The organism is Leifsonia sp. NPDC058292, from assembly GCF_042880955.1.
In the GTDB taxonomy this organism is placed as follows: domain Bacteria; phylum Actinomycetota; class Actinomycetes; order Actinomycetales; family Microbacteriaceae; genus Leifsonia.
On sequence record NZ_JBHVYL010000021.1, the window covers coordinates 14,597 to 40,124 of the forward strand.

A 25,528-nucleotide genomic window follows, 5' to 3' on the forward strand; every position below is an offset into this window, starting at 1 on the left:
TTTGTGCTCCGAGTTGTGGACCGAGTGTCGGCTATCCGCGAAGGGTTTGCACGAGCGCCGCGATGCGTCGGGCTCGCGTCTCCGTGCTCTTCGCCTGGTCGATCAGGCGGATGTGCTGCCTGCGTTGACTCGTGGTGAGGGCATCGAACCGAGCCTGCGCAGAGGGATCGGCCTGCAGCGCGTCCGTGACATCGGTCGGCGTTTCGACGACATCAGGCGTGTCATCCACTTCCACATCGATGACCACCTCGTCACCGACTTCCGCGGCGGTTGCTGCACGGTTGGCGTTGCTGAAGCCGATGAGGTGCCGCCCTCGCATGATGGCAAGGCGAGTGTGCCAGGTGTGACCGTTGATGGTCACGGTGATGCGGGGCCGCTTGGTTCCGCTGGCGCGCTCGAGGTACTCGACAGCGTCGGGCGACACCACGAGGCCGCGCATCGGCTCGTGCGGTTCGACCACAGAGTGAAACTTCATCGCGCTCCGTCCATCCAAAAGACGCCGGGTGCGCCACGGATAGTATGTCCGGAGCAGTGCCGTCGATATCAAGCCCGGGGGAGCGACCTGTGGAACGAAACGTCATCTTTACTCCGGATGCACCGTGGTCCCCCGGGGGTTCCAGCCAAGCGATCGCTTACAACGGTCTGCTCTACGTGTCGGGCCAACTTCCGATCGACCCGGCCACCGGCCAGATGTTGCCTCGGCCGCTGAACCCGCTGTTCGGCGGGGGTGAGCAAGCGGTCAGCGCTCAGATGAGGCAGTGCCTCACCAATCTGAACGCCATCAGTCAGGCCGCAGGGGCTGACATGTCGAACGCGATCAAGCTGACCATCTTCACGCCGGTGCTGATCGAATTCGCCGCCGTCATCGATCGTGTCTTCCGTGAGTTCTTCCCCGATGCTCCTCCCGCGCGCTCGATGATCGGCACGAATGTGCTGCAGGGTAATGCGCTCGTACAAGTGGATGCGATCGTGCCGCTCAGCTGAGACTGCGGCCCTGCGAGCCTCATCGGGGGAGGAATCGTCCTTGCGTCGCCAAGGAGCGAAGAGTAGGCAGGCTCCCATGCCACTCAGTGAATTCTCGGTGCGCGCGTCCATCGCCGTGTCCGACATCGGAAGAGCCGTCGACTTCTATGAGGGGAAGCTCGGCTTGCCCTTGGCGCACTCAGGACCGAGCGCGAACATCACGGACGGGAGCCGCGTCTATCGATCGGGTGGTGACGTGGCCCTCAACGTGTTCCAGTCGGCGACTGCCGGCAAATCGGAGGCGACCATGGCCACCTGGTACGTCGACGACCTCGATTCCATCGTCGACGAACTCACCCAGGCCGGCGTGGGACTCGTCCGTTACGACCAGCTCGAACACGACGCACGCGGCATCACTGAACGAGCGGGCGGAGGCCGAATCGCCTGGTTCCAGGACCCGGACGGCAACACGTTCGCCATCGAATCCGACCGCTGATCCTAAACGGCCCTCAGCGCAGAAGTGCCTCGATCATGTCCTGCACGGCTGGCGCGTGGCGCTGCGACGTCAGGCCGGTTCAGCGTGCGTCGCCGTCAGACCAACAAGAGGATGGCGGCGATGATCATCGCCGCGGCGGTTGCGACATGGATGCCGAACGCCGCAGCCGCACGCCCGTGATGGCGGAAGATCATCGCCGCGTCACCGAGGGGGATGAGCGCTTCGACCAGCAGCACCGTGGCGCACGCGGCGGGCCCGGCTACCAGCAGCATCACAGCGACCAGCAGCCCGGAAACGATGTCGCGGGGCCCCTTGACGTGGAGCCAGGGAGTGACCTCCGCCGTGAAGGCGCTCGTGAAGCCGAATCCGCGCGACGCGGACTCCGGCGCGATCACGAACGACGCTCCGATGTAGAGGAAGCCGAGCGCGAGGAGCACGGCGAGGCCCGCCCCGATCCAGGTAGCCGAGGTGAACTGTGTGAAATCCATGTGGATTCCTTTCGCTGATAGATTTGTAGCGACGCTAGCAGTTCTTTCGTTGATACGGTAATCTCTTCGCATGGCGACGAGCGAACGCATGGCGACGCGGCGACAGAAGCGCCGGATCGAAATCCTGGCTGCGGCGCGAAAGTTCGCGGAGGCCGACGGGTGGGCATCCGTCACGTCACGGCGCCTGGCCGACGCTATCGATTACACCCAGCCGGTGATCTACGCGGATTTCGGATCGATGGAGGCGGTTATCGATGCGGTCGCTGTCGAAGGATTCAGCGAATTCGCTCAGATCATCGCCGCGGCTCGCGCAACCGCTCCTAGCGGAGAGCAGGCCCTCGAGGCGACCTGTCGCGCCTACCTCGGCTACGCTGGCGCGCATCCGGCGCTCTACGACGCCATGTTCGTCCGTGGCACCAAGCTCGTGTTCGCCGAGGGCGGCACGCTACCCGAGCTGCTTGCTGCCTTCGCCGAGCTCCGCGCTGCTGTGGAGCCGTTCAGCGACGACCCGGACACCCTCGCCGAGGTGGTTTGGGCCAGTCTCCACGGTTTGGCCCTCCTTCAGCGCAGCCGTCGGATTCCGGGAGACGGCGAGGCGCGATTGGCGAGTTTGCTTCAGCTGATCGCGACCTGACACGTCGCGACCTGACACGTCGCGCCTTCACACTCTCCGCCGGCGTTTACCGGAGGTTGTTTCGCTGCCACCCGGGCCATTCCCTGGAACGTTCGCCGAGGGAGCACGCAGCGATCCACGTCGCCCGCAGTGCGGTCATCGCTCTGGTGAACCGGCGGGCGACGCTCATCGTCGTCCACCGTCCAGGCGTAGCGTCTCGCCGGTGAAGAACCGGGCCGACATGATCCACAGCACCGCGTCGACGATGTCGTCGACAGTTCCCGTCGTCCCGACGAGAGTGCGGGAGGCGGCTGCAGTGAGGAACGCCTCTTTCTCCGCGCCGCGGGCGTCCCACAGACCGGAGTCGATGATTCCCGGAGCGATCGCGTTCACGCGGACCGGAGCGAGTTCGGCTGCAAGCTGTTGAGCAGCGAAGGCGACGGCGCCGTTGGTGATTCCGGTTGTGTAGCTCCCGGACGCCGGGCGCCAGGCGACCTGCCCGGAGAAGAGGGTGAGCGAGCGCCGGATCTCGAAGTGCTTGGCCAGCAGGAGGGGACCGGTTACCTTCGCCGCGATCGCCTCCTGCACGCGGGAGAGTTCCATCTCACGAATCGGCGCACTGTAGGACATGCCGGCGGTCGAGATCAGGTGATCGATGGGGCCGATCTGCCGCGCGGCCGCCTGCACGGACGCCTCGTCGCGAAGGTCGAGGCGCAGCATCGTCTCGTCGCGCGGCGCGTGCGAGGAAACGGTCACGTGCGCGCCTTCCGCTTCTACCGCGGCCGCAATGGCGGCGCCCAAGCGGTGCGTTCCGCCGACGACGAGCACGGTGCTGTTTGCGAGTGTTGCAGTCATCTTCTTCTCCGATCGGTTGGTGATACACCTGACGCTATGGAAAAGTAACTGGTAACTTCAACGTAACCGGAAGGGGTCCGTATGGCGTACAACATCATGTCGGCGACCTGCCCGTCGCGTATCGTGTTGCGGCGCATCGGCGCACGGTGGACGGTGTTCATCGTCAACGCGCTCGAACACGAGCCGATGCGGTTCACCGCCTTGGCCGCTCGAATCCAAGGGATCACTCCGAAGGTGCTCAGCGAAACCCTCCGGTCCATGGAGGAGGACGGGCTGATATCCCGCACCGTATTCGACGAGAACCCGCCTCACGTCGAATACGAACTCACGCAGCTCGGTCGCTCGCTCCTGGTTCCGCTGCGCGCTGTGAGGCAATGGGCAGAAGAACACGTACCCGAGGTCCTCGCCGCTCGCGCCAACCTCACACCGAACGACGCCCAATGACCTGGGACATTCTTGCGCGGCCCATGCGGTGTCCGTCGAGACTACTTGACATAATGTGCATTATCAGCGTAACCGTCAGGGCCTGAGGGTGGCTGGATAAGCCGGGTCACCTGGCAACCGTTCGCCTAGCGATCCACTGCGCATCGCAGGGAACGCATCCCGCATCACCCGAACGTGACGGCTGCATCAAAATCGGCATTCACCATTGGCCTGAGCGGTCTGTGACGCTCGAGGCGCCCGACTGACACCCCGAATTACTTGACATAACGCAAATGTGGGCTACTCCCGCCTCTACGCACCGATGTACCGCGCCAGGTGTTCACCGGTGAGCGTCGAGCGTGCCGCCACGAGATCAGCCGGCGTTCCCTCGAACACCACCCGCCCGCCGTCGTGCCCGGCTCCCGGACCGATGTCGATAATCCAGTCGGCGTGAGCCATCACGGCCTGGTGGTGTTCCACGACGATCACCGATTTTCCCGAGTCGACAAGCCTGTCGAGCAACGCCAGCAACTGTTCGACGTCGGCCAGGTGCAGTCCGGTGGTCGGCTCGTCCAGAACATACACGCCGCCCTTTTCCGACAGGTGCGTCGCCAGCTTGAGACGCTGACGCTCGCCACCCGACAGCGTGGTCAGCGGCTGTCCGAGGCTCAGATAGCCGAGCCCGACATCCGCGAGCCTGTCGAGGATGGCGTGGGCGGCCGGAGTGCGCGCCTCCCCCGCGGCGAAGAACCCCCTGGCGGCCGTCACCGGCAACGCGAGCACCTCGCTGATGTCCAGGCCGCCCAAATGATATTCCAGCACGGAAGCCTGGAACCGCTTCCCTTCGCAGACCTCGCACGTAGTCGAGACACCGGCCATGATGCCGAGATCGGTGTAGATGACGCCGGCACCGTTGCAGTTCGGGCACGCACCCTCGGAGTTCGAGCTGAACAGCGCCGGCTTCACCCCATTGCCTTTGGCGAACGCCTTTCGGATCGGCTCCAGCAGGCCCGTGTACGTGGCCGGGTTGCTCCGTCTCGAGCCGCGGATGGCAGCCTGGTCGATCGACACGACGCCCTCGCTCGCCGGGATCGACCCGTGAACGAGCGAGCTCTTACCCGAACCGGCCACGCCCGTGATGACCACCAGCATGCCGAGCGGGATGTCCACATCCACGTTCTGCAGGTTGTGCGCCGTGGCGTTGCGGATCTGCAGCGCGCCGGTCGGCTTTCGCGAAGCATCCTTCAACCGTGCGCGGTCATCGAGGTGCCTGCCGGTGAGCGAACCGCTGGCCCGCAGACCGTCCAGAGTCCCCTCGTAGCAGACGGCCCCGCCCTCGGCGCCGGCGCCCGGGCCGAGGTCGACGACGTGATCGGCGATGGCGATCATCTCCGGCTTGTGCTCGACGACCAGCACCGTGTTGCCCTTGTCGCGCAGGCGCAAGAGCAGTTCGTTCATCCGCTGGATGTCGTGCGGGTGCAGCCCGATGCTCGGCTCGTCGAAGACGTAGGTGACGTCGGTGAGCGACGATCCGAGATGACGGATGATCTTGGTGCGCTGCGCCTCCCCGCCCGACAGCGTGCCCGACGGCCTGTCGAGCGACAGATACCCGAGGCCGATCTCGACGAACGAGTCGAGCGTATTCCGCAGCGTGTTCAGCAGGGGTGTGACCGACGGCTCGTCGAGGTCGCGCACCCAGGCCGCCAGGTCGCTGATCTGCATCGCGCACGCCTCGGCGATGTTCAGGCCGCGGATGCGGGATGAGCGCGCCCCTTCGTTGAGCCGGGTCCCCTCGCACTCGGGACAGGTCGTGAACGTCACCGCCCTGTCGACGAAGGCGCGGATGTGCGGCTGCATCGCCTCCCGATCTTTCGACAGGAACGACTTCTGCACCTTGGGGATGAGCCCCTCGTAGGTCAGGTTGATGTCCCCCACCTTCACTTTGACCGGTTCGCGGTAGAGGAAGTCGTGCAGCTCCCGCTTGCTGTAGTCGCGGATCGGCTTGTCGGCGTCGAGGAACCCGGAGCCGGTGAAGATTCGCACGCCCCAGCCGTCGGCGGTGTAACCCGGGATGGTCAGAGCGCCTTCGTTCAGCGACTTGGAGTCATCGTAGAGCTGGGTGAGATCGATGTCGTTCACCGTGCCCATCCCCTCGCACCGGGGACACATGCCACCGGTGATCGAGAAGTCGCGCCGCTCTTTCGTGGTGGTGCCCCCACGCTCGAACGTCACCGCGCCGGCGCCCGAGATCGAGGCGACGTTGAACGAGAACGCCTGCGGGGAGCCGATGTGCGGCGTGCCGAGCCTGCTGAACAGGATGCGCAGCATCGCGTTCACGTCTGTCGCCGTGCCGACCGTCGAGCGGGCGTTCGCGCCCATCCGCTCCTGATCGACGATGATCGCCGTGGTGAGCCCGGCGAGCAGATCGACATCGGGCCGTGCGAGCGTCGCCATGAACCCCTGGATGAACGCGCTGTACGTCTCGTTGATCATCCGCTGCGACTCGGCGGCGATCGTGCCGAACACGAGTGAGCTCTTACCCGAACCCGAGACCCCGGTGAAGACGGTCAGACGTCGCTTGGGGATGTCGAGGCTGATGTCTTTGAGGTTGTTCTCGCGGGCACCCTCCACTCGGATGAGGTCGTGGCTGTCGGCCGGATGGGGCGCCGACGACGGCGCCTGCGAGGCGGAGGTTTCCATGATCGAAGCCTAGTTGGGCCCCCGGACGCGTTCACAGATCGGCGGGGAAACGCCGTCGTGCACCTGCCGCGCGCATCCCGGCAGCGCTATTCTCGGCACGACGGCCGCACGTGCAGCGGCCCCGAAGGAAAGGTCATCTCTCATGACATCCACCGATCCGCTCGCCGCCGGCATCCACGATTTCTCCCTCGACGCCAGGAACCTCACGAAATCGGCGATCAACGGCATCCGCGTCGCGCTCGGGATCAGCGGAGCCGCCGCCGTCATCCTCGGCGTCGTGCTCCTGATCTGGCCCGTCAAGACGCTCGCCGTGTTCGCGGTGTTCCTCGGCATCTACTTCGTCATCGCCGGAATCATGCGTCTCGCGATCGGCATCTTCAGCAAGGGCACCAGCGGCGGGATGCGCGCCCTGAACATCATCCTCGGTGTGCTGCTGGTCATCGCCGGCATCATCGCGTTGAAGAACGTCACCGCGGCGGCCGTGACGATCGCCATCTTCGCGGTGGCCTTCATCGGCATCGGCTGGATCATCGAGGGTGTCATGAACATCGCCGAATCGAGCCGGGTACCGAACACGGGCTGGGCGATCACGTACGGCATCCTCAGCATCCTCGCCGGTGTCGTCGTGCTGTTCCTTCCGGCTTCCTCCGCGGTGTTCCTCGTGATCTTCGCGGCGGTCGCCCTGATCGTCCTCGGCGTCGTCGGCATCGTTCGCGCCTTCACCTTCGGCAAAGACGTGCTGAAGGCCGCGGACGCTGCCCCCTCGGTCGCCTGACCGGAGCGCAACCCCCGACAGGACCCCACACGTGAACGGCCCCCGCAGAAGCGGGGGCCGTTCGTCGTCTCAGCGGGAGTTCTTCTCGCTGGGCAGGTGTGTCGCCCACCAGTCGAGAATCGCGTCGAACCGCTCCTGACGGTGGCGCGGCCGACCCGCACGGCTCAGCTCGTGATCTTCCCCAGGGAAGACGAGCAGTTCGGTCTCGACGCCCTGGCGCTTCAGCGCCGCGTAGTAGCGCTCAGCTTGGCTGAGCGGACAGCGCAGATCATTCGACGAGTGCAGCACCAGCGTCGGCGTGACGACCTGCCCGACGACGGCCTGCGGGCTCTGCGATCGCATGAGCTCCGGGTCGGTTCCGGTGTACTCGTCGCCGAAGAAGCTGCCGATGTCGCTCGTGCCGACGAAGGCCTCAGGGTCGAGAAAGCCGCGCTCCACGATCGCCGCTTCGAAGCGGTGGTCGTGCGCGATCGTCCAGGCGGTGAGGTATCCACCGTACGATCCGCCCATGATGCCCACCCGGGAGGCGTCGAGCTCGGGATGCGCCGCGATCGCCCCGTCGAGGAAGTCGAGAACGTCGGCCAGATCGACCGTTCCCATCGCCTGCCGGATGACTCGGCCGTGCTGCTGACCGTAGCCGGCCGACCCGCGCGGGTTGCTCATCACGACGGCGTAGCCCGCATCCGCGTACACCTGCGCCTCGTCGAAGAGGCTCCCGGTATAGGCGGCGAACGGGCCGCCGTGGATGTTGAGCAGCACTGGATGCGGCCCGTCGCCCTCGGGCAGGACCACCCATCCGTGCACGGGGTAGCCGTCGCGCCCCGCGACCGTCAGCTCCTGAGGCGTCAGCACGCCGGCAGCGCGCAGATCCCGCGAGAGGTCGGTGAGCCGGCGCAGTTCGCCGGATTCGATCGTCGCGAGGTCTCCCATGGTGGAGGCATCTGCGAACGACACGACGAGGGTGTCGCCTGCCGCTCCGACTCCGGACACGACGGTGGTGTCGTCGCTGAGTCGCGTCGACTCGCCGGCCGCGGTGACCCGGAGGAGCACGAGCGCGCCGCGGCTCCTGTCCTGCACGAGCACCGCGTCGTCGCCGAACGGAACGATGTCCGACTCGGTGAGGTCGACCGTCTCCGGGTCGGTGAGCAGCCGAGGTGTCGCGCCCTCGGTGTCGATCGCGTACAGCGCCGAGTTGCGCGCTACGAAGTCGCGGCCGCTGGGACCGACATCCTGAGCGGTGAAGTAGAGCACGCCGTTGAGGCCGTAGGCCAGCTCGACCACCGACCAGTCGCCGTGCGCACCGGTCACGTCGCGCGGCGTCGCGTCCGCGTCGGACGGATCGATCAGGAAGACACTCGACCGCAGGTCGTCGTCGCGCCCTTCGTGCCGCGCGGACACGAAGGCGAGCGCGGTGCCGTTGGGCGAGAACGCGATCTGCCCGTCGTCCCACTCCCCCGTCGTCACCTGACGGGGATCGGCCACCACCGGGATGAGAGCGGCCGCGGCGTCCACGGTCGGCACCGGCTGCGCGATCGGCTCGCTCCAGACATCCGGCACGGGGATGATGAACACGTGCGACCGGCGATCGGTGATGTACCCGAGCCCGTTCGCCTGATATTTCAGAGTCGCGAATCGCCGGGGCGGCTCGGCGTTCGCATCGAGGCCCTCGACCGTCCCGTATCGACCGGGCTCCGGCACCCGGCTCACGAACGCGAGGGAACGGCCGTCAGGAGCCCACGCGAACTCCGACACGCCGAGCTTGCGGTCGGTGGCCTGCACCGGCTCACCACCGGCGGCGTCGACCACGAACACCTGCGGCGGAGACTTCGGCGCCGCGCGCAGAAACGCGAGGAGTCGGCCATCCGGCGAGAACTGAGGCGCCGTGTCGCGAAAGCCGCGGGTCAAACGCTTCGGCGCGGCATGACCGGTGAGCGGCACCGTCCAGAGCTGACCGACCGTGGCGTCAGCGGCGAGGTCGGGGTGGGTGACCGAGACGACCGCTCGTCCGCCGCCGGGATGCACGGTCGGCGCGGAGACGGAGGTCAGGAGGCCGAGATCAGTGCTTTTCATCGGCGATCGGCGCGAAGCTCGAGATGTCTCCGACCAGACGGGTGTGGTCGGACGGAACGGGGTCGACGACCGCTTGGGCGATCTCGGCGGCGAACTCGCTCACGTTGAAGAGTTTGCCCGCTGCCTCTTTGCGCGCGTTGATCGCATCCGGATTCAGGCGGTTCAGCAGGGTCGCCGTGATGGTTCCCTCGATCATGTCGCCGGAGACGACGACGAACTCGATTCCCTTCTCCTCGAGCGACGGGATGAGCGCGCGAAGCGCGTCCTCCCCCGCCCGCTTGCTGACCGCGACGGCCTCGTACTCCGGCATGGTCTCGGTGGTGCGGATGAAGTGCGCCTGGTGGCTGGTGACGAACACGACCCGCGAGCCGGGCCCGAGCAGCGGGAGCGCGGCGTTCAGCACGTTGACCTGCGCGTCGCGGTTGAGCTGCATGGCGTAGTCCTCCGCCATCCCCGATTCCATTCCGCCCGAGGCGTTCAGCACGAGGATGTCGAGGCCGCCCCACTCCTTCGACACCGTGTCGAAGAGCGAAGCGATGGAGTCGCGGTCGGTGAGATCGGCACCGACCGTGATGGCGGTTCCTCCGGCCTCGCGGATGGCGTTCGCGAGCTTGACCGCGCGCGCCTCCTTGTTGCGGTAGTTGATGACGACGCCGGCCCCGGCGGAGGCCAGGTACTGGGCGGTGTCGGCTCCGATGCCTCGGGACGAGCCCGTGATGAGGGCGCGCTTTCCTTCGAGACTGCCGGGGGCGAGAGGGTTTGACACGAAGACTCCTAGCACGATCGTTTTCTCGACCTGAGACTACCAAGTGGGTTAGCACCCGGCCGGTCTCCCACCTGATAGCGTCGGATCAACCGGTGAAGGGAGTCGGCCATGGACATCATGTCTTACGCCTGGATAATCTGGCTCGTCCTCATCCTGGTGTTCATCATCGTCGAGATGCTGACCCTCGATTTCGTGTTCCTGATGATCGCGATCGGCAGCGTCGGCGGTCTCGTCTCAGGCCTCTTCGGCGCCGAATGGTGGCTTCAGCTCATCATCGCCGCGGTGCTCTCCGTGCTCCTGATCTTCCTCATCCGGCCGCCGTTGCTGCATGCCCTGAAAAGAGGCGGCGATCCGGCCAAGAGCAACGTCGAGGCACTCATCGGGATGTCCGGCACCGTCGTCTCGACCGTGACGCGCACCACGGGCATGGTCAAGCTCGCCGTCGGCGAGACCTGGACGGCCCGGCTGGCCCCTGTTCCGGCTGGCACCGCGGCCGAGCTCGTTCCGGGAGAGCATGTCTTCGTCGTGTCGATCGAGGGGGCGACCGCCGTCGTGGCGCCCGACCCCATCGCTCTCGGCACCGACGGTTTCACAGAAAGGAGTGCGTCTTGAGCGACGTCAGCCAATTGGTCCTGCAGATCGTGGTGTTCGTGATCGTAGCGATCATCGCGATCTTCGTCCTGGTCACCCTGTTCAGGGCCATCAGGATCATCCCGCAGGCGACCGCGGGAGTCGTGGAGCGACTGGGCAAGTACCACAAGACCCTGCTTCCCGGCCTCAACATCGTCGTGCCGTTCATCGACAGGGTGCGGCCTCTGATCGACCTCCGCGAACAGGTCGTGTCCTTTCCGCCTCAGCCGGTGATCACCGAAGACAACCTCGTGGTCTCGATCGACACGGTCGTGTACTTCCAGGTGACGGATGCACGCGCGGCGACCTACGAGATCGCCAACTATCTCGGCGCCGTCGAACAGCTGACCACGACCACGCTCCGTAACGTCGTCGGTGGCCTGAACCTCGAAGAGGCGCTCACGAGCCGCGACGAGATCAACGGCCAGCTGCGCATCGTGCTCGACGAGGCCACAGGCAAATGGGGCATCCGAGTATCCCGCGTCGAGCTGAAGGCGATCGACCCGCCCCTCTCGATCCAGGACTCGATGGAGAAGCAGATGCGCGCCGAGCGAGACAGGCGTGCTGTCATCCTCACCGCCGAGGGCACCAAGCAGTCGCAGATCCTGAACGCCGAGGGCATGCGCCAGGCGTCGATCCTCGAGGCGGAGGGTGACGCGAAGGCCGCGGTGCTGCGGGCGGAGGGCGAGGCGAAGGCCATCACCACCGTGTTCAGCGCCATCCACGAGGGAAACCCCGACAATCTGCTGCTCGCGTACCAGTATCTGCAGACGCTGCCGAAGCTCGCCGAGGGTCCCGCCAACAAGATGTGGATCATCCCGAGCGAGCTCACGCAGGCGCTGCAGGGCATCGGTCAGGCGTTCTCGCAGAAGGGAGCTCCCGACGCGACGCCGAGTGCTCCGGGCGCTCCGACCACTCCGGCGGCGGGTGGCGACGCCGCGCCGACGGCGTGACGTTCCTCTCCGGCCCACTCCCCCGCATCATCGCCCACCGGGGCCTCGCGATCGAGGCCCCGGAGAACACCCTGCTGGCGTTCTTGCGCGCGCTCAACGCTGGGGCGTCACACCTGGAGACGGACGTGCACGTCAGCGCCGACGGAGTCGCCGTCATCAGTCATGATCCCGATCTGTCGCGGACGGTCGGCCGTGACGTGCGCGTCGACCAGCTGACGATGGCGGAGTTGAGACGGGTCGATCTCGGACACTGCCAGGGCTACGCCTCTCTCGCGGAAGCGCTCGACGCATTCCCCGAAGCGCGCTTCAACATCGACATCAAAGATGCCGGCGCGTCCCTCCCGGCAGCGCGCGCCATCCGCGAAACGCGCGCGACCGACCGCGTGCTGATCACATCGGTCGACGAGCACCGTCGGCGGGCAGCGGCGGATGCGCTGCCCGGAGTCGCGAGCTCTGCCTCTGTGCGCCAGGTGCTCCCCGCGATCCTCGCCGCGAAACTCGGCCTCGCCCCTATCGCGCGCAGGGTGCTGCGCGGGCTCGTGGCTGTTCAAGTGCCCGAACGGCGAGGGTTCCTCCGTCTCGTGACGGCGCGTACAGTGAGCGTGCTACACCGAGCCGGCGTCGAGGTGCACGTGTGGACGGTGAATGAGCCGAAGCAGATGACACGCCTTCTCGATCTGGGTGTCGACGGCCTGGTCACCGACCGTTGCGACGTGCTGAAAGCGCTGGTCGCCTCACGAAAGTGAACTGAGAAAGGGCTGGGAGAAACTCGCCGACGGAAAGAGAATCCCCAGCTTGTTGGTTTATAAAAGTGAAGCATCGCGCGAAGAGGAGAACCACAAAATGGCAGATCGCAGTTTGCGCGGAATGAGGCTTGGCGCCCAGAGCTTACAGAGTGAAGAAGGCGTCGTGTACTCCCCGCGTTCCCGTTACACCTACCTGTGCGCAGAGTGCGGCCAGGAGACCGAGATGGTGTTCTCGGCCGAGGCGGAGGCCCCCGAGACCTGGGAGTGCAAGCACTGCGGCCACGAGGCCACCTTGCTCGTCGGCAACCAGCCCGTCGAGGTCGACCGTTCCGACGTGAAGACCCCTCGCAGCCACTGGGACATGCTGCTCGAGCGTCGCACCCGCGCCGAGCTCGAGGAGCTTCTCGAGGAGCGGCTCACCTACCTCCGCGCACGGCGCGGTGGCGAGCACAAGATCGGCGCCTAGCCGCCATAGAACGACAGCTGGCCGTTCTCACCGTCGGGTGAGAGCGGCCTTTTTCATGGTCAGCGCAGTTCGAGGGGTGCGCGCACCTGGGGCGCATCCCTCTTCCGCGCGCCGAACGCGACCACAAGGCCGAACAGCCCGAGTCCTGCGAGCAGGAACTCGATTCCGCGGCTGAGCAGCGTCGCCGGGGTCGTCGTGGTGCCGAGCGGCACATCGGCGATCATGTGCCCGGGCTGAAAAGGCGGGATGCTCGAGATGGTGCGGCCGGACGGATCGATGATCTGGCTGCTGCCCACCGTCGAGATGTTCACCAGCGACCTGCCCGACTCGATCGCGCGCAGCCGGGCGATGGCCAGTTGCTGCTGGTTCTCATCCGTCTCCCCGAAGTCGGCGTTGTTGGTCTGCGCGAGGATGACCTGGGCGCCGCCGTTCATCATGTCGGTGAGCAGCTGATCGTCCACGATGTCGAAGCAGATCGAGATCCCGGCGCGCACACCGTTGACGTCGAACACGTTGTCGCGCGTGCCTGGTGTGTAATCGCGCCCGATCAGGTCGATGAGCGAGGGGGCGAACTGCCGCCAGAAGGAGCGGTCGGGAACGTACTCGCCGAACGGGATCGGGTGCTTCTTGTCGTAGTAGTCGACCGCCCCCTGGCCGTCTTTCCACAGCAGCGACGTGTTGAAGTACTTTCCGCCGCGCGAGGTGATGGTTCCGACGATGAACGGCGCGCCCATCTTGCGGCTCAGGGCGTCGAGGATGGCCGCGGTGTCCGGGTCGCGGGTCGGGTCCGGTTGGGCGACACCTTCCGGCCAGACGACCATGTCGGCCTTCTCGTCTTGGATCTTCGCGGTCTCGGTGATCTGGCTGTCGAGCACGGCGCCGGGCGGGGCGTTGTCGAAGTATCCGGCCGGGCCGTTTCCCTGAACCGCCGCGATGCGCACCGTGCCGTCGGTCGGTGCGGGCCAGGCGGGCACCACCAGCACCACCGCGACGGCGGCCACGGCGACGCCCGCACGCCACCAGCGCTGCACGTCCACAGCGAAGGACAGTTCGATGATGAGCGCCACCATCCACACCATGACGAAGCTGAGCCCCGAGATGCCCAGCCAGGCGACGAGCGGGGCGAACGGGCTCTGCGACTGCGACTCGGCCACACGTCCCCACGAGAACCCGCCGTATGGCCAGTTGCCGACGACGTACTCGCGGAGCACCCAGAGGCCGCCGACGATCACCGGAACGAGCCCGAGGCGACCGAGCCTCGTCGGCCAGGCCCGAGGCGCCCAGCGGTACGCGAGGGCGATGAGCATCCCGCCGAGACCGAAGAACAGCGCCTCGAGTGTCGAAAGAGCCACCCAGGGCACCGGGCCGAGGTAGAGCGACGTCCACTCGACGTGGAAGAGGTAGAAGGTCTCGCCGGCGACGAGCGCGACGAGGAAGGCGGACCCCGCTCGGCGTCCGCGCACCGCGAGCAGCACCATCCCGATGCCGACGAAGGTCAGCGGCCACCAGTCCCGGTCGGGAAAGCCGGCGTCGAGCACCGGACCGGCTGCGGCGGCAAGCACGAGCGCGAACCACAGGGGTAGCGGCGCGCGAGGCAATCGGGTCACGGTGCGAGAGCCTAGGGCACCAGGATGGGCGCCCCCCGCACGATCGCTAGGCAACGGACGAGTATGCGACGATGCCGCGTCGGATCGATTCCAGGGCCTGCCGTGCGGTGCGCCCGACCGGACCCTGCGCCACGAGCGAGAGCTGGTCGAGAAGGTCGATCGTCTGCTTCGTCCAGCGCACGAAGTCGCCGGCCGCCATGTCCGCCTCGGAGAGCACGGTGTCGAGGCTCGTCCCCTTCGCCCACAGCTGCATCGCCAGCGAGAGGGTGGTCGACGGCGGTTCGCTGCCCGAGAGCCGCTTCTCGCGCTCCAGGTCGTCGAGCCTGCTCCAGATCTCGATCGTCTTGTCGAACGCGGGGCGGAAGGCGCCGCGCGGCAGGGTGCGCTCGTGCGCGAGGCCCTCATCCCGCCGCGGCTCGAACACGAGCGCGCACGCCATGGCCGCGAGCCCCGGGGCGTCGAGCTGGTTCCAGACGTTGCGGCGAAGGCACTCCGCCACGAGCAGGTCGCGCTCGCCATAGATGCGCTTCAACGTGCGGCCGTGGATCGTGAGCTCGGTCGTGCCGTTCTCGATGGCGAGATAGCCGAGTTCGGCGAGAACGTCGGAGACGCGGTCGAAGACTTTGGCGACGGCTCCCGTGCGCGAGCGGATCTGCGAGCTCAGCGCATCCGTCTCGCGCTTGAGCTTCCACCAGCGCTCCGCCCAGCGGGCGTGCTGCTCCCGGTCAGGGCAGCGGTGGCACGGATGCTCTTTCATGCGTTTGCGCAGCGCGGTGAGCTGACGCTGGCGCTTGTCGCGATCGGAGCGGGAGACGTTCTCCATGCGCGCGCCCTTGCGCTCGAGGTCGGTGAGCTCGCGACGGATGCTGGAGTACTCACGGAAATCGCCGAGATGACAGCTCATCGCCTTCTCGTAGCCCGCCAGTGACTCCTCCTGCTGGCGTACCTTGCGGGCGAGATCGACGACCGCTCGGTCGGCCTGGAACTGCGCGAACGACGATTCCAGGATCTCGCGCGTGCGCTCACGGCCGAACTGATCGATCAGGTTCACGGCCATGTTGTACGTGGGCCGGAAGCTCGAATTCAACGGATAGCTGCGACGGGAGGCCAGCGAGGCGACCGATTGAGGGTCGAGGCCGTCTTGCCACTGGATGACCGAGTGGCCTTCGACGTCGATGCCCCGGCGCCCAGCGCGCCCGGTGAGCTGCGTGTACTCCCCCGGCGTGATCGGAACCCTGGCCTCGCCGTTGAACTTCTCGAGCTTCTCGAGCACCACCGTGCGGGCCGGCATGTTGATGCCGAGTGCCAACGTCTCGGTGGCGAACACGACCTTGACGAGCTTGCGGCGGAAGAGCTCCTCGACCACCTCTTTGAAGGCGGGCAGGAGGCCCGCGTGGTGGGCCGCGACGCCCCGCTCCAGGCCCTCGAGCCATTCCCAGTAGCCGAGCACGGCGAGGTCTTCGTCGAGCAGTGTGCGGCAGCGGTCTTCGACGATCTCGCGGATCTCGTCACGTTCGTGTGCCTGCGTCAGCCGCACGCCCGACCGCAGTGTCTGCCGCACCGCCTGGTCGCAGCCGTTGCGACTGAAGATGAAGAAGATGGCCGGCAGCAGGTTGCGGTCGTCCAGCATCTTGACCACTTCCGCGCGGTCCAGGCGGAAGGACTCGGTTCGACCGCCTCGCGAGTGGTAGCGGCCGACATCCTTCATCTGGCGAGAGCTGAGCGTGCGACCCCCGTAGCGCGCCATCTGCACGAGCTCCGGGTTCACCCGGTTCGTCGCCGCGAGCCCGGAGGAATCGAACAGGTCGATGAGCTTCGACCGCATCAGGATGTGCTGCTCCAAGGGAACAGGCCGCTCCTCCGACACGACGACATCCGTCTGCCCGCGCACGGCCTGCAGCCAGTCGCCGAACTCTTCAGCGTTGGAGACGGTGGCGCTGAGGGACACCATCCGCACGGCCTGCGGCAGGTGGATGATGACCTCCTCCCACACGGCCCCGCGGAACCGGTCGGCGAGGTAGTGCACCTCGTCCATCACCACATACGCGAGGTCGGCGAGGAGGTCGGAGTCGGCGTAGAGCATGTTGCGCAGCACCTCGGTGGTCATGACCACGATGCGGGCGCGCGAGTTGATGTTGGTGTCGCCCGTGAGCAGGCCGACCGACTCCGGGCCGTATTCGTTCACGAGCTCTTGGAACTTCTGGTTGCTCAGCGCCTTCATCGGCGCGGTGTAGAAGACCTTCGCGTTCGCCTCGCGCATCGCGAGGAACACGGCGAACTCGGCCACGATCGTCTTGCCCGCGCCGGTGGGCGCGGCGACGAGCACGCTCCGGCCGTTCTCGAGACTGGTGCAGGCTTCGATCTGGAACGGGTCGAGGTCGAACTTCAGGCCGCTGCGGAAGGCGTCGAGAACCGGCTGGCGCACTCGGGAACGGGAGGCCGCGTAGCGTTCGGCCGGAGACAGCTGATCGGTCACTCGCTCAGCCTATGTCGCAAGCTCGGCCTCCACGCGCATGGCGGCCTTCGCCGCGCGGCGGTCGTGCAGCCAGGCGACCCCGTAGGCCACGAGATAGAGCACCACCATCGGCACCGCGAGCAGGAACATCGAAATCACGTCGGCCGCGGGGGTCGCGATCGCCGTGAAGAGGGCGATCAGCAGAAAGGCCCAGCGCCACGACTTGATGATCGACTTCGCGCTCAAGACGCCGACGAAGTTGAAGAGCACCAGGAATACGGGCAGCACGAACGCGACACCGACCGCAATCACGAGCTTCAGCACGAAGTCGAAGTAGGTCTTCGCCGACAGGATGGAGGAGTCCTCCCCCTGCGCGAAGCTCGTCAACAGCGTGACGATGTGCGGCACCAGCAGCCAGCCGGCGTACGCGCCCGCGAGGAACAGCGGAACCGCCGTGAAGAAGAACCCGAAACCGTACTTGAGCTCCTTGCGGCTGAGCGCCGGAACGAAGAAGGCCCAGATCTGGTAGAGCCAGATCGGGCTCGACAGCAGAACTCCCACCGTGATCGCGATCTGGATCTTCAGATCGAACGCACCGGTGATGCTGTCGTAGTTCAGTTGCGCCTCACGCCCCTGTTGCTGCGCGATCTCGGTGATCGGCGCACGCAGCGCGTCGAGCAGATAGCCGGAGAGGAACCATCCGGCGATCGCACCGGCCAGCAGGCCGAGCGCAGAACGGAAGAGGCGTTTACGAAGTTCGACGAAATGCTCGCCGAGCGTCATCCGTCCTTCGTGGTTCTTGCCTCGCTTCGCGGAGGCCACGACCTACTGCTTCGTCGGCGATTCGGACGACGGGGCCTGCGGAGTCGTCGACGTCGGGCTCGACGGCGGAACGACTGTGCCGCCGGCGCCGGGCTGGTCGTCTTGCTTGCCGTCTTTCTTCATCTCGTCGACCTCGCCCTTGAAGATGCGCATCGACTGACCGATGCTCTTCGCGAGACCGGGAAGCTTGGGCGCACCGAACAAGAGCAGGATCACCGCCAGAATAATGAGCAGGTGCCATCCGGTCAGGCCAGCGAACATGGGATCAAGTCCTTTTGGTCAAATGCGAAAACTGTGTCGGATCCGCGTTGGTCAGCAGTTTACCCCGTCTGACCCGTGCATCCCTGCGAGCTTGCCTCGCATACGCGCGATCGGATCTCCCCTGCTCGCGCTGCGCCTGAAGCTCGCCGAGGTCGGCGAACACGGCCGAGTGGAACGCCGGGTCCCTGAGCTCGTCGGAACGGCGCTGCAGCACCTCGGCCTTCTCGGCGAGGGCGGACACCTCCCGGCCGGCCGCCATGAGCTTCCGGAAGAGCCAGACGGCGAAGAACGCGAGCATGCCGAGGAGCGCCAGAACGAGCGCCCCCCAGATGATGAGCCACGACCACCAGGGCATGTTCGCAGCCTACCTGTACCGTTCGGCGCCCGCGCGGGCCCACTCCGCGACGACGCGGCGGGCCTCGGGCGGGTCGAGCACGGTGAGCACCCCGGACAGTCCGGCCACCAGACGTTTGAGACCGTGATAGTGCGCGACGCGAACGCTCGTGCGCACGAATCCGTCGTCCTCCACGCGCGGCGCGCCGTCCGGGATGTAGTCGACGATCAACGGAACGGCCGAACTGGACACCTCGATCTGCACCAGCAGGTCGTCGGGGGTGCCCTGGAACAGGGTGTCGGGCAGGGTCACGTCGCCGGGCTTGTAGGCGATCGGCTCATCCGTGGCGGAGAGGTCGTCGATCCGGTCGAGGCGGAAGGTGCGGATGGCCTGGCGCAGGTGGTCCCAGCCGCGCAGGTACCAGTCCTGGTCGGTCGATTCGATGCGCAGCGGGTCGACGCGCCGGCGCTCCCGCTCGCCTCGGGAGTTCAGGTAGACGAAGTCGAGCTGGGTTCCGGCGGCGACCGCATCCCGGATCACCGCGAGCGTCTCGTCCGTCTCCGACCCGGCCACCGCCACCTGGGACGGCGCACCGGATGCGCCACGCGCGAGCTTCGCCATCAGCGAGCCGATCACGTCGCGGTCGGCGTTCTCCGGGAGGGCCGACAGATACTGCAGCCCCGCGATGAGCGCCGCCGCCTCCCGTGCCGAGAAGCGGGGCGAGTCGTCGATGGCGACCTGGTGGGTGAGCACGATCTGATCGTTCTGCTCGAAATCGTCCCACGCGATGTCGAACAGGTCGCCCGGCTGATACTGATTGGTCTCGCCGGGGATGCCCGACACGGCGATGAGACGCACAGCATCCCGCAACTGCGATTTCTCGACCCCGAAATGCCCGGCGGCCTCGGCGACGCTCACGCGGTCGCGATCCATCAGGTAGGGCACCAGGGCGAGCAGGAAGGCGAGCTTGTCCTGGGCCTGCATGGGCTTGCGGCGTTCAGCCATCGGTGCGCTCCCCTCCCGTGTCGTCGTGCGCCCGGTAGGTGGCCAGCAGGCGATCGCGCACGGCGTCTCGCAGCGACTGCGGCGAGAGCACGAGCACCTCGGGCCCGAAACCCGCCAGTTGGTCGGCGAGGATGTTGAGGTCGGAGTAGTTGACGGTGAGCCGGAACGATTCGCCCTCGCGCGCCGCGGGCACAGCGTCGCCGTAGCGCTTGCCGAGCCTCGTCGCGGCATCCGATCCCGCCACGACCTCGATCTCGGCGACATTGCCGGCCCAGATGCTCTCGAGCTCTTCGAGCGCTTTGGCCGCGAAATCGGAGCCGTCGGGCTCGAACGTGCGGCCGGTGATCTTCACAGGGCCGACCATGCGGGAGAGCAGGAAGGTGCGGGAGCCCTTGGCGTCTTGATCGATTCCCTGCAGGTGCCAGCGCCCCTGGTGCTGCACGAGCGACAGCGGCGCGACCGTGCGGGTGCGGGATGCCCGCTCCCCCGGCTTCAGATACGGGAACTGCACGATCGCCCGACGTTCGAGAGCGATGTTCAGCGGCTCGAAGGCGCTTTCCCTCGCACGCAGTCGCGGCGCATAGCCGACGATCGGATCGTCAGCCTCGACCCCCAGCGAACGGAGTTTCATCAGCGCGCGACGCGACTCCGCCGAGAGGGAGCCCTCGCGCCAGACTGTGGCGGCTAGACCGAGCAGCGTGATCTCCTCCGGCGAGAAGACGACGTCGGCCGGGAGGTCGTATGCCCCTTTGGGAATGCGATAGCGCAGGAGCTGATTGTTGCCGGCGTCTCCCGGCGCTTCGACCGTCTCGAGAGGAACACCGAGTTCGCGGATGTCGTCTTTGTCGCGCTCGAACTGGCGCTCGAGGCTGCTGTTGTCACCGCGCGAGACGTAGCGCTGACGGTAGCCCTGCACCGTCGAGAGGATCTCGTTCTTGGTCAGTCCGGTCTCCGTCGCGAGCAACGCGAGCACCAGGCTGAAGAGACGCTCCTCGACGGGCACGCGAGAGGGCGAAGACGAGGACGGGGACACCCGTCCAGTCTAATCGGCTCAGCGCACGCCCAGGATGTCGACGACCCACGCGAGAGCAGGAACTTGATCGGTCTTCGGCGTGAGCACCACGACCTGCGAGCCGACCTTCTTGCCGACCAGCGCCTTCGTCATGCTCTGCGGCAGCGCCTGGTTCTGCGCGCTCTCCCCGGTGTCGATGGTCACCTGGTCGGGAGAGCCGTTGGTCCACGTGCTCGCGGTCACCGTCTTCGCATCCCAGCCGACCGCCGTGTAGTGGAGAACGACCTTGCTGTCTTTCTTGACCGTCTCGCCACCGCCGGCGAGCAGCGTCTCGGTCTTCACCGACGTCGGCGCTGCGTGGCCGGGGATCGTGATGCCGGGCTGCCCCGTCGGCGCGAGCACGACGGTCGGGAATCCTGACACGGAGGGCTGTGGGGTTCCATTCGCCTTGGGAAGGAAGGAGCCGACGACGTCGATCACGGCGACGACCGATCCGTCAGGCGCCTGCGTGCCCGCGTCCTTCGGGGCGATCGCGATGGCGACCCGGTCGCCGACCCGGGTGCACAGAAGGCCGGTGTTGAGCGCTGGGATGCTGATCGCGCCCACCGGGACGAGGAGAGGATCGCTCGATTCGTAGGAGCTCGTGCCTCCGACCGCGCCGGTCTTTCCGTCGAACAGCGAGTACTGCAGTTCGACCATCTGACCCTTCTGGATCTGCGCGCCGTCGCCCTCGATGAGAGTGCTGCGCTGCGACTTCGTCGTGTCGATCGGCGTCGGGAACGAGACCGTGGGCTTCGTGCCGAGCTTGCCGGTGGCCGTCACCAGATCGGATGCCTTGCCCGGCTGCAGCGCGGTGTCGCAGCTGGCGTTCGGGTCGGATGAACATCCCGTGAGTGTGATGGCCAGCAGCCCGGCGGCTACGACGAGTGCGGTTGCTCTGCGCACGAGTCCTCTTTCGATACATCGATGGAAGTTCGGAGAGAACGCGCCCTCCGGCCTCCCATGCTAGTTGATGGTGGGTTCCTGATCTGACGCGGCGTCCTGGCCGCGCGCCTTGGAGAGTTCGGCGCCCGCAGCCGCCGCGCGCATGCGCTTTCGGAGGCTCTTCGGGCTCGACTGACGCTCCCCCAGAGCTCCGGGAGTCCACGCCTCGACGTCTTCGTCGCTGTAGTCGCTCTTGGACGGCCGACGCTTCAGTTCGGGCAGCACGGTTCCGGGCGCGAGACGGCGAGCGGTGAGCAGGAAGCCGGTGTGGGCGATCATCCGGTGATCGGGGCGAACGGCCAGGCCCTCGACGTGCCAGCCGCGCACCATCGTCTCGCTCGACTGCGGATGCGTGTAGTCGCCGGTGGCGCGGATCGCCTCCGCAACGCGTGAAAGCTGAGTGACGGTCGCGATGTAGCAGAGCAGCACGCCGCCGGGCTTGAGCGCAGCTGTCACCGCATCCAGGGTCTCCCACGGCGCGAGCATGTCGAGCACGACCCTGTCGACGCTCTGCTCCTCGACCGCCGACGGAAGCGTGTCTTGCAGGTCGCCGACCGTGACCGTCCAGTTCTCCGGATCGTGGCCGAGGAAGGTCGCAGCGTTCGAACGGGCGACGTCGGCGAACTCGTCCCGGCGCTCGAACGACCGAAGCGTCCCCGTCGGGCCTATGGCGCGCAGCAGCCAGAGTGACAGCGCGCCGGAGCCGACCCCGGCCTCCACGACCGACGCGCCAGGGAAGATGTCCGCGAGAGCGAGGATCTGCGCCGCGTCTTTCGGGTAGATGATGGCCGCACCCCGGGGCATCGACATCACGAAGTCGTTGAGCAGCGGCCGCAGGGCGAGGTGCTCGACGCCCACGTTGTTGGTGACGACGGAGCCGTCGGGCAGGCCGATGATCGCGTCGTGTTCGAGGATGCCGCGGTGCGTGTGGAACACCTTGCCCGACTCCAGGGTGATCGTGTTCAGCTTGCCCTTCGGGCCGGTGAGCTGCACGCGGTCGCCCGCGACGAACGGTCCGCTGTTGCGAGGGTCGTATCCGGTCATCGCAGGGCTGCCTTCGAGGTCGCGAGGGTGACGATGTCGTCGGCCGTCTTGCCGTCGAGCGTCGTCCAGAGGGTGTGCTCGTCGCTCTCGGGCAGGGGAACGATGTGCGGAACGCCGATCGAAGTCGCGCCGGAGGCGACCGCGGAGGCCAGGCCGACCAGCGAATCCTCGATGGCGACGGAATCCGCGGGCTCGACGCCGAGCAGTTCGGCCGCACGGAGATACGGCTCCGGATGCGGTTTCGGCTCGCCGACCTCGTCACCGCTGACGATCACGTCGAAGGCGTCGAACGGGATGTTCGAGACGATCTGCTCCGCCATGCGTCGCACAGACATCGTGACCAGGGCTGTGGGGATGCCGCGCTCCTTGAGTTCCGCGAGCAGCTCGCGCGCTCCCGGGCGCCAGGGAACGCCCTGTTCGTCGAGCTTCTGCTGCACGCGCGTCGTCAGCCACTGCACGATCTCGTCAGGCGTGAGGTCGACTCCGCGCGAGCGGAGCACCTCGGCCGAGTTCCAGAGCCCGAGACCGACGAGGGTGAGGCCGTCGTCGTGCGTCCACTCTCCACCGAACGAACCCACCAACTCCACTTCGGACGCCATCCAGTACGGTTCGGTGTCGACGAGTGTGCCGTCCATGTCCCAGAAAACGGCGGCAGGCAACGACGGAGGATTCAGTGAGGTCACGGGCCACAAGCCTACCGGGCGCGCACGGGCCTATCCTGGATGGATGGCGTCCGATCGGGCGCCGGGGAGAGGACCGGGTACACCCACAGTGAAGCAGGGCACGAACTTTCTCGGCGGCCGCATCCTGGTCGTGGCGTTCGAAGGCTGGAACGACGCGGGTGAGGCGGCCAGCGGCGCCGTGCGAACGCTGCAAGACGTTCTCGACGTGGTGCCCGTCTCCGAGGTCGATCCCGAACTCTACTTCGACTTCCAGTTCAACCGGCCCACCGTGACCGACGACGACGGACAGCGCCGGCTCGTCTGGCCGTCCGCGGTGATGTATGGCCCCGTGCATCCGGGAGAACCGGTCCAAGAGCTCGCCGACGACGCGAACCTGCGGGTCAGCGGCGACAACGTCGGGAACATCTATCTGCTTCTCGGCACCGAGCCGTCGCGCAGCTGGAAGAGCTTCACCTCCGAGATCCTGGATGCGGCGCTCGCGGCCGACGTCGGCGGCATCGTCTTTCTCGGCGCCATGCTCGCCGACGTTCCACACACGCGGCCCATCTCCATCTTCGCTTCGAGCGAGAACGCAGCGGTGCGCACGGAGCTCGGCATCGAACGATCGACATACGAAGGGCCGGTCGGCATCCTCAGCGCCATCGCCGAGGGCGCCGAGGCCGTCGGCATCCCGACCGTCACGATCTGGGCCTCCGTTCCCCACTATGTGCACAACGCGCCGAGCCCCAAGGCGATGCTGGCCCTCATCGACAAGCTCGAAGAGCTCGTCGACGTGACGATCCCCCGCGGAGCACTCGTCGACGAGGCGGCGGCGTGGGAGGCGGGCATCGACGCCCTGGCGGCCGACGACGAAGAGATGGCGTCGTACATCCAGCAGCTCGAACAGGCCCGCGACACCGTCGACTCGCCCGAGGCCAGCGGTGAGGCGATCGCGCAGGAGTTCGAGCGCTATCTGCGCCGCCGCGGCGACGGCCGCGACGGTCAGGCCGGCGGCCGCCCGCCCGGACCGGACGAGCCCTGGCGTTCCTGACCCCGCGAGGGTGACCGCCGCGCTCTCGAGGGGTCCCAACACGCCGTCTGACGTATGCGTTACACGGCGTGTTGGGACCCCTCGGTGGAGACCCGCGGGTCAGAGCTTGAGGCCGAAGAGCGCGTCGATGGCCGTCGGCACGAGGGCACTCACGCGCGAGGGGCGGGTTTCGACCCAGGCATCCACAGCGCGCAGGGCGGCGGGCGTGTCGAGATCGTTGCGCAGAGCCGCCCGGATCGCGGCGACGAGATCACTCTCGCCCTGCGCGGCATCGTCGTCCAGTGGTGCGTCGAGCGGCGCTCCGACAACCTCCGACCAGCTGGCGAGACGCGCCTCGGCGTCGTCGATCGCGTCGTCGAACCACTCCCAGTCGGAGCGGTAGTGGTGCGCCAGAAGTGCGAGCCGGATGGCGCGAACGTCGACGCCCGATTCGCGCAGCCGTGAGACCAGCACCAGGTTGCCGAGCGACTTGCTCATCTTCTCGCCGCGATAGGCGACCATCCCCGCGTGGCTGTACACCCGGGCGAGGGGATGTCCGCTGAGGGCCGCAGCGTGACCGGCGCTCAGCTCATGGTGCGGGAAGACCAGGTCTGAACCGCCGCCCTGCACCGTGAAGTCCCGCCCGAGATGCATGAGCGCGATCACCGAGCATTCGATGTGCCAGCCCGGCCGCCCCTCGCCCGCCGGTGACGGCCAGCTCGGCTCGCCGTCGCGCGGAGCGCGCCAGAGGAGCGGGTCGAGCGGATCGCGCTTGCCCGCGCGGTCGGGGTCTCCCCCGCGCTCCGCGAACAGCGCCAGCATGGTCTCGCGGTCGAGCCCGCTCTCCTCGCCGAGCACCCACGGCGCCGATCGCTGTGCCGCCTCGGTGTCGAAATAGACGTCGTCGTCGACCCGATAGGCCAGGCCGCGCTCGAACAGGATGCGCGTCGCGCGCCCGATCTGCTCGATGACCTCGGTCACGGCCACGTAGTCGTCGGGAGGCAGGATGTTGAGGCTCGTCATGTCGTCACGGAACAGCTCGATCTGTTCGTCTGCGAGCGTGCGCCACTCGACACCCGTCGCTGCCGCGCGTTCGAGGAGCGGATCGTCGATGTCGGTGATGTTCTGGGCGTAGTGCACGCGATAGCCGGCATCCAGCCACACCCTCTGCAGCGTGTCGAACGCGAGATAGGTCGCCGCGTGGCCCAGATGGGTCGCGTCGTACGGCGTGATGCCGCAGACGTACAGGCGGGCGACGTCGTCGGGGCGGGCCTCGACCAGCTCACGCGTCGCGGTGTCCCAGAGCAGAGGAGGGACGTTGTCGCCCGCGAGGTGCGGGACTTCGGGGCGTTGCCAGGTGCGCATTCT

The 25,528-nt window shown here is 67.0% G+C and carries 27 protein-coding genes; 10 read left to right on the forward strand and 17 right to left on the reverse strand.

The features are described 5' to 3' along the window. Positions 1–31: 31 nt before the first annotated feature. The gene (locus ACFVWR_RS12435; protein WP_387212169.1) at positions 32–475 is read right to left on the reverse strand and encodes a YdeI/OmpD-associated family protein; all 444 of its coding nucleotides are present in this window, start codon (positions 473–475) and stop codon (positions 32–34) included. Between the two features lie 89 nt (positions 476–564). Here ACFVWR_RS12435 and ACFVWR_RS12440 point away from each other — a divergent pair, with 89 nt between their 5' ends. Beyond that, complete coding sequence (locus ACFVWR_RS12440; protein WP_387212172.1) at positions 565–984, forward strand: RidA family protein; 420 nt, start codon at positions 565–567, stop codon at positions 982–984. Positions 985–1,060: 76 nt separating this feature from the next. Continuing rightward, positions 1,061–1,459 (forward strand): VOC family protein, encoded by a 399-nt coding sequence (locus ACFVWR_RS12445; protein ID WP_387212175.1) that lies wholly within the window; start codon positions 1,061–1,063, stop codon positions 1,457–1,459. Positions 1,460–1,554: 95 nt separating this feature from the next. On the opposite strand, the gene ACFVWR_RS12450 is transcribed toward ACFVWR_RS12445, so the two are convergent. Then, a complete protein-coding gene (locus ACFVWR_RS12450) occupies positions 1,555–1,947 on the reverse strand; it encodes a DUF4267 domain-containing protein (protein WP_387212178.1) in 393 nt (130 codons plus the stop codon). Positions 1,948–2,017: 70 nt separating this feature from the next. Here ACFVWR_RS12450 and ACFVWR_RS12455 point away from each other — a divergent pair, with 70 nt between their 5' ends. Continuing rightward, positions 2,018–2,581, forward strand: coding sequence for a TetR/AcrR family transcriptional regulator (locus ACFVWR_RS12455; protein WP_387212181.1), 564 nt, complete (start codon positions 2,018–2,020; stop codon positions 2,579–2,581). Between the two features lie 165 nt (positions 2,582–2,746). Here the strand turns inward: ACFVWR_RS12455 and ACFVWR_RS12460 are convergent, their stop codons facing one another. Next, the gene (locus ACFVWR_RS12460) at positions 2,747–3,415 is read right to left on the reverse strand and encodes an SDR family oxidoreductase (protein WP_387212184.1); all 669 of its coding nucleotides are present in this window, start codon (positions 3,413–3,415) and stop codon (positions 2,747–2,749) included. Between the two features lie 81 nt (positions 3,416–3,496). On the opposite strand from ACFVWR_RS12460, the gene ACFVWR_RS12465 reads away from it, so the two are divergent. Beyond that, complete coding sequence (locus ACFVWR_RS12465) at positions 3,497–3,859, forward strand: winged helix-turn-helix transcriptional regulator (RefSeq protein WP_387212187.1); 363 nt, start codon at positions 3,497–3,499, stop codon at positions 3,857–3,859. A 291-nt stretch (positions 3,860–4,150) separates the two neighbouring features. Here the strand turns inward: ACFVWR_RS12465 and ACFVWR_RS12470 are convergent, their stop codons facing one another. Continuing rightward, the gene (locus tag ACFVWR_RS12470) at positions 4,151–6,538 is read right to left on the reverse strand and encodes an ATP-binding cassette domain-containing protein (RefSeq protein ID WP_387212190.1); all 2,388 of its coding nucleotides are present in this window, start codon (positions 6,536–6,538) and stop codon (positions 4,151–4,153) included. Between the two features lie 142 nt (positions 6,539–6,680). Here ACFVWR_RS12470 and ACFVWR_RS12475 point away from each other — a divergent pair, with 142 nt between their 5' ends. After that, on the forward strand, positions 6,681–7,313 hold the full coding sequence (locus ACFVWR_RS12475) for an HdeD family acid-resistance protein (RefSeq protein WP_387212193.1): 633 nt from the start codon (positions 6,681–6,683) through the stop codon (positions 7,311–7,313). A gap of 69 nt (positions 7,314–7,382) precedes the next feature. Here ACFVWR_RS12475 and ACFVWR_RS12480 read toward each other — a convergent pair whose 3' ends face one another. Together ACFVWR_RS12480 and ACFVWR_RS12485 are read right to left on the reverse strand one after the other, a co-directional pair. Further along, positions 7,383–9,383 (reverse strand): S9 family peptidase, encoded by a 2,001-nt coding sequence (locus ACFVWR_RS12480; RefSeq protein WP_387212196.1) that lies wholly within the window; start codon positions 9,381–9,383, stop codon positions 7,383–7,385. After that, on the reverse strand, positions 9,370–10,149 hold the full coding sequence (locus tag ACFVWR_RS12485) for an SDR family oxidoreductase (protein WP_387212199.1): 780 nt from the start codon (positions 10,147–10,149) through the stop codon (positions 9,370–9,372). Before ACFVWR_RS12485 ends, ACFVWR_RS12480 begins: the two co-directional genes overlap by 14 nt. Positions 10,150–10,257: 108 nt before the next feature. Here ACFVWR_RS12485 and ACFVWR_RS12490 point away from each other — a divergent pair, with 108 nt between their 5' ends. The 4 genes from ACFVWR_RS12490 to ACFVWR_RS12505 all read left to right on the forward strand — a co-directional run bounded on the left by ACFVWR_RS12490 (position 10,258) and on the right by ACFVWR_RS12505 (position 12,944). Beyond that, complete coding sequence (locus tag ACFVWR_RS12490) at positions 10,258–10,761, forward strand: NfeD family protein (protein ID WP_387212202.1); 504 nt, start codon at positions 10,258–10,260, stop codon at positions 10,759–10,761. Then, positions 10,758–11,732 carry an SPFH domain-containing protein gene (locus ACFVWR_RS12495; RefSeq protein WP_387212205.1) on the forward strand — a complete coding sequence of 325 codons (975 nt, stop codon included), beginning with the start codon at positions 10,758–10,760 and terminating at the stop codon, positions 11,730–11,732. Before ACFVWR_RS12490 ends, ACFVWR_RS12495 begins: the two co-directional genes overlap by 4 nt. Then, positions 11,729–12,478, forward strand: coding sequence for a glycerophosphodiester phosphodiesterase (locus ACFVWR_RS12500; RefSeq protein WP_387212208.1), 750 nt, complete (start codon positions 11,729–11,731; stop codon positions 12,476–12,478). Before ACFVWR_RS12495 ends, ACFVWR_RS12500 begins: the two co-directional genes overlap by 4 nt. 97 nt (positions 12,479–12,575) lie before the next feature. Next, complete coding sequence (locus ACFVWR_RS12505; RefSeq protein ID WP_387212211.1) at positions 12,576–12,944, forward strand: RNA polymerase-binding protein RbpA; 369 nt, start codon at positions 12,576–12,578, stop codon at positions 12,942–12,944. Positions 12,945–13,003: 59 nt separating this feature from the next. Here the strand turns inward: ACFVWR_RS12505 and lnt are convergent, their stop codons facing one another. From lnt to ACFVWR_RS12555, 10 genes are read right to left on the reverse strand one after another with little or no spacing between them, the layout of a single operon-like run. Then, the gene (lnt, locus tag ACFVWR_RS12510) at positions 13,004–14,551 is read right to left on the reverse strand and encodes an apolipoprotein N-acyltransferase (protein WP_387212214.1); all 1,548 of its coding nucleotides are present in this window, start codon (positions 14,549–14,551) and stop codon (positions 13,004–13,006) included. Between the two features lie 46 nt (positions 14,552–14,597). Then, entirely contained in the window at positions 14,598–17,027 is a 2,430-nt protein-coding gene (locus tag ACFVWR_RS12515; RefSeq protein WP_387212217.1) for a DEAD/DEAH box helicase, read from the reverse strand. A 9-nt stretch (positions 17,028–17,036) separates the two neighbouring features. Further along, positions 17,037–17,789 (reverse strand): twin-arginine translocase subunit TatC, encoded by a 753-nt coding sequence (tatC, locus tag ACFVWR_RS12520; RefSeq protein WP_387212314.1) that lies wholly within the window; start codon positions 17,787–17,789, stop codon positions 17,037–17,039. 42 nt (positions 17,790–17,831) lie between these two features. After that, positions 17,832–18,089, reverse strand: a complete 258-nt coding sequence (tatA, locus tag ACFVWR_RS12525; protein WP_387212220.1) for a Sec-independent protein translocase subunit TatA — start codon at positions 18,087–18,089, stop codon at positions 17,832–17,834. 4 nt (positions 18,090–18,093) lie between these two features. After that, positions 18,094–18,444 (reverse strand): hypothetical protein, encoded by a 351-nt coding sequence (locus ACFVWR_RS12530; RefSeq protein WP_387212223.1) that lies wholly within the window; start codon positions 18,442–18,444, stop codon positions 18,094–18,096. Between the two features lie 9 nt (positions 18,445–18,453). Next, complete coding sequence (locus tag ACFVWR_RS12535) at positions 18,454–19,428, reverse strand: helix-turn-helix transcriptional regulator (protein WP_387212226.1); 975 nt, start codon at positions 19,426–19,428, stop codon at positions 18,454–18,456. After that, complete coding sequence (locus tag ACFVWR_RS12540) at positions 19,421–20,461, reverse strand: helix-turn-helix transcriptional regulator (protein ID WP_387212229.1); 1,041 nt, start codon at positions 20,459–20,461, stop codon at positions 19,421–19,423. The genes ACFVWR_RS12535 and ACFVWR_RS12540 overlap by 8 nt, the downstream gene beginning before the upstream one ends. 18 nt (positions 20,462–20,479) lie before the next feature. Next, entirely contained in the window at positions 20,480–21,385 is a 906-nt protein-coding gene (locus ACFVWR_RS12545) for an FKBP-type peptidyl-prolyl cis-trans isomerase (RefSeq protein WP_387212232.1), read from the reverse strand. A 60-nt stretch (positions 21,386–21,445) separates the two neighbouring features. Next, positions 21,446–22,468 (reverse strand): tRNA (adenine-N1)-methyltransferase, encoded by a 1,023-nt coding sequence (locus ACFVWR_RS12550; RefSeq protein WP_387212235.1) that lies wholly within the window; start codon positions 22,466–22,468, stop codon positions 21,446–21,448. Continuing rightward, positions 22,465–23,151, reverse strand: a complete 687-nt coding sequence (locus ACFVWR_RS12555; protein ID WP_387212239.1) for an HAD family hydrolase — start codon at positions 23,149–23,151, stop codon at positions 22,465–22,467. The genes ACFVWR_RS12550 and ACFVWR_RS12555 overlap by 4 nt, the downstream gene beginning before the upstream one ends. Before the next feature lie 88 nt (positions 23,152–23,239). Between ACFVWR_RS12555 and ACFVWR_RS12560 the strand changes: the two genes are divergently transcribed. Then, a complete protein-coding gene (locus ACFVWR_RS12560) occupies positions 23,240–24,181 on the forward strand; it encodes a proteasome assembly chaperone family protein (RefSeq protein ID WP_387212242.1) in 942 nt (313 codons plus the stop codon). Between the two features lie 99 nt (positions 24,182–24,280). On the opposite strand, the gene mshC is transcribed toward ACFVWR_RS12560, so the two are convergent. Beyond that, positions 24,281–25,525 carry a cysteine--1-D-myo-inosityl 2-amino-2-deoxy-alpha-D-glucopyranoside ligase gene (gene mshC / locus ACFVWR_RS12565; protein WP_387212245.1) on the reverse strand — a complete coding sequence of 415 codons (1,245 nt, stop codon included), beginning with the start codon at positions 25,523–25,525 and terminating at the stop codon, positions 24,281–24,283. Positions 25,526–25,528: the final 3 nt, after the last annotated feature.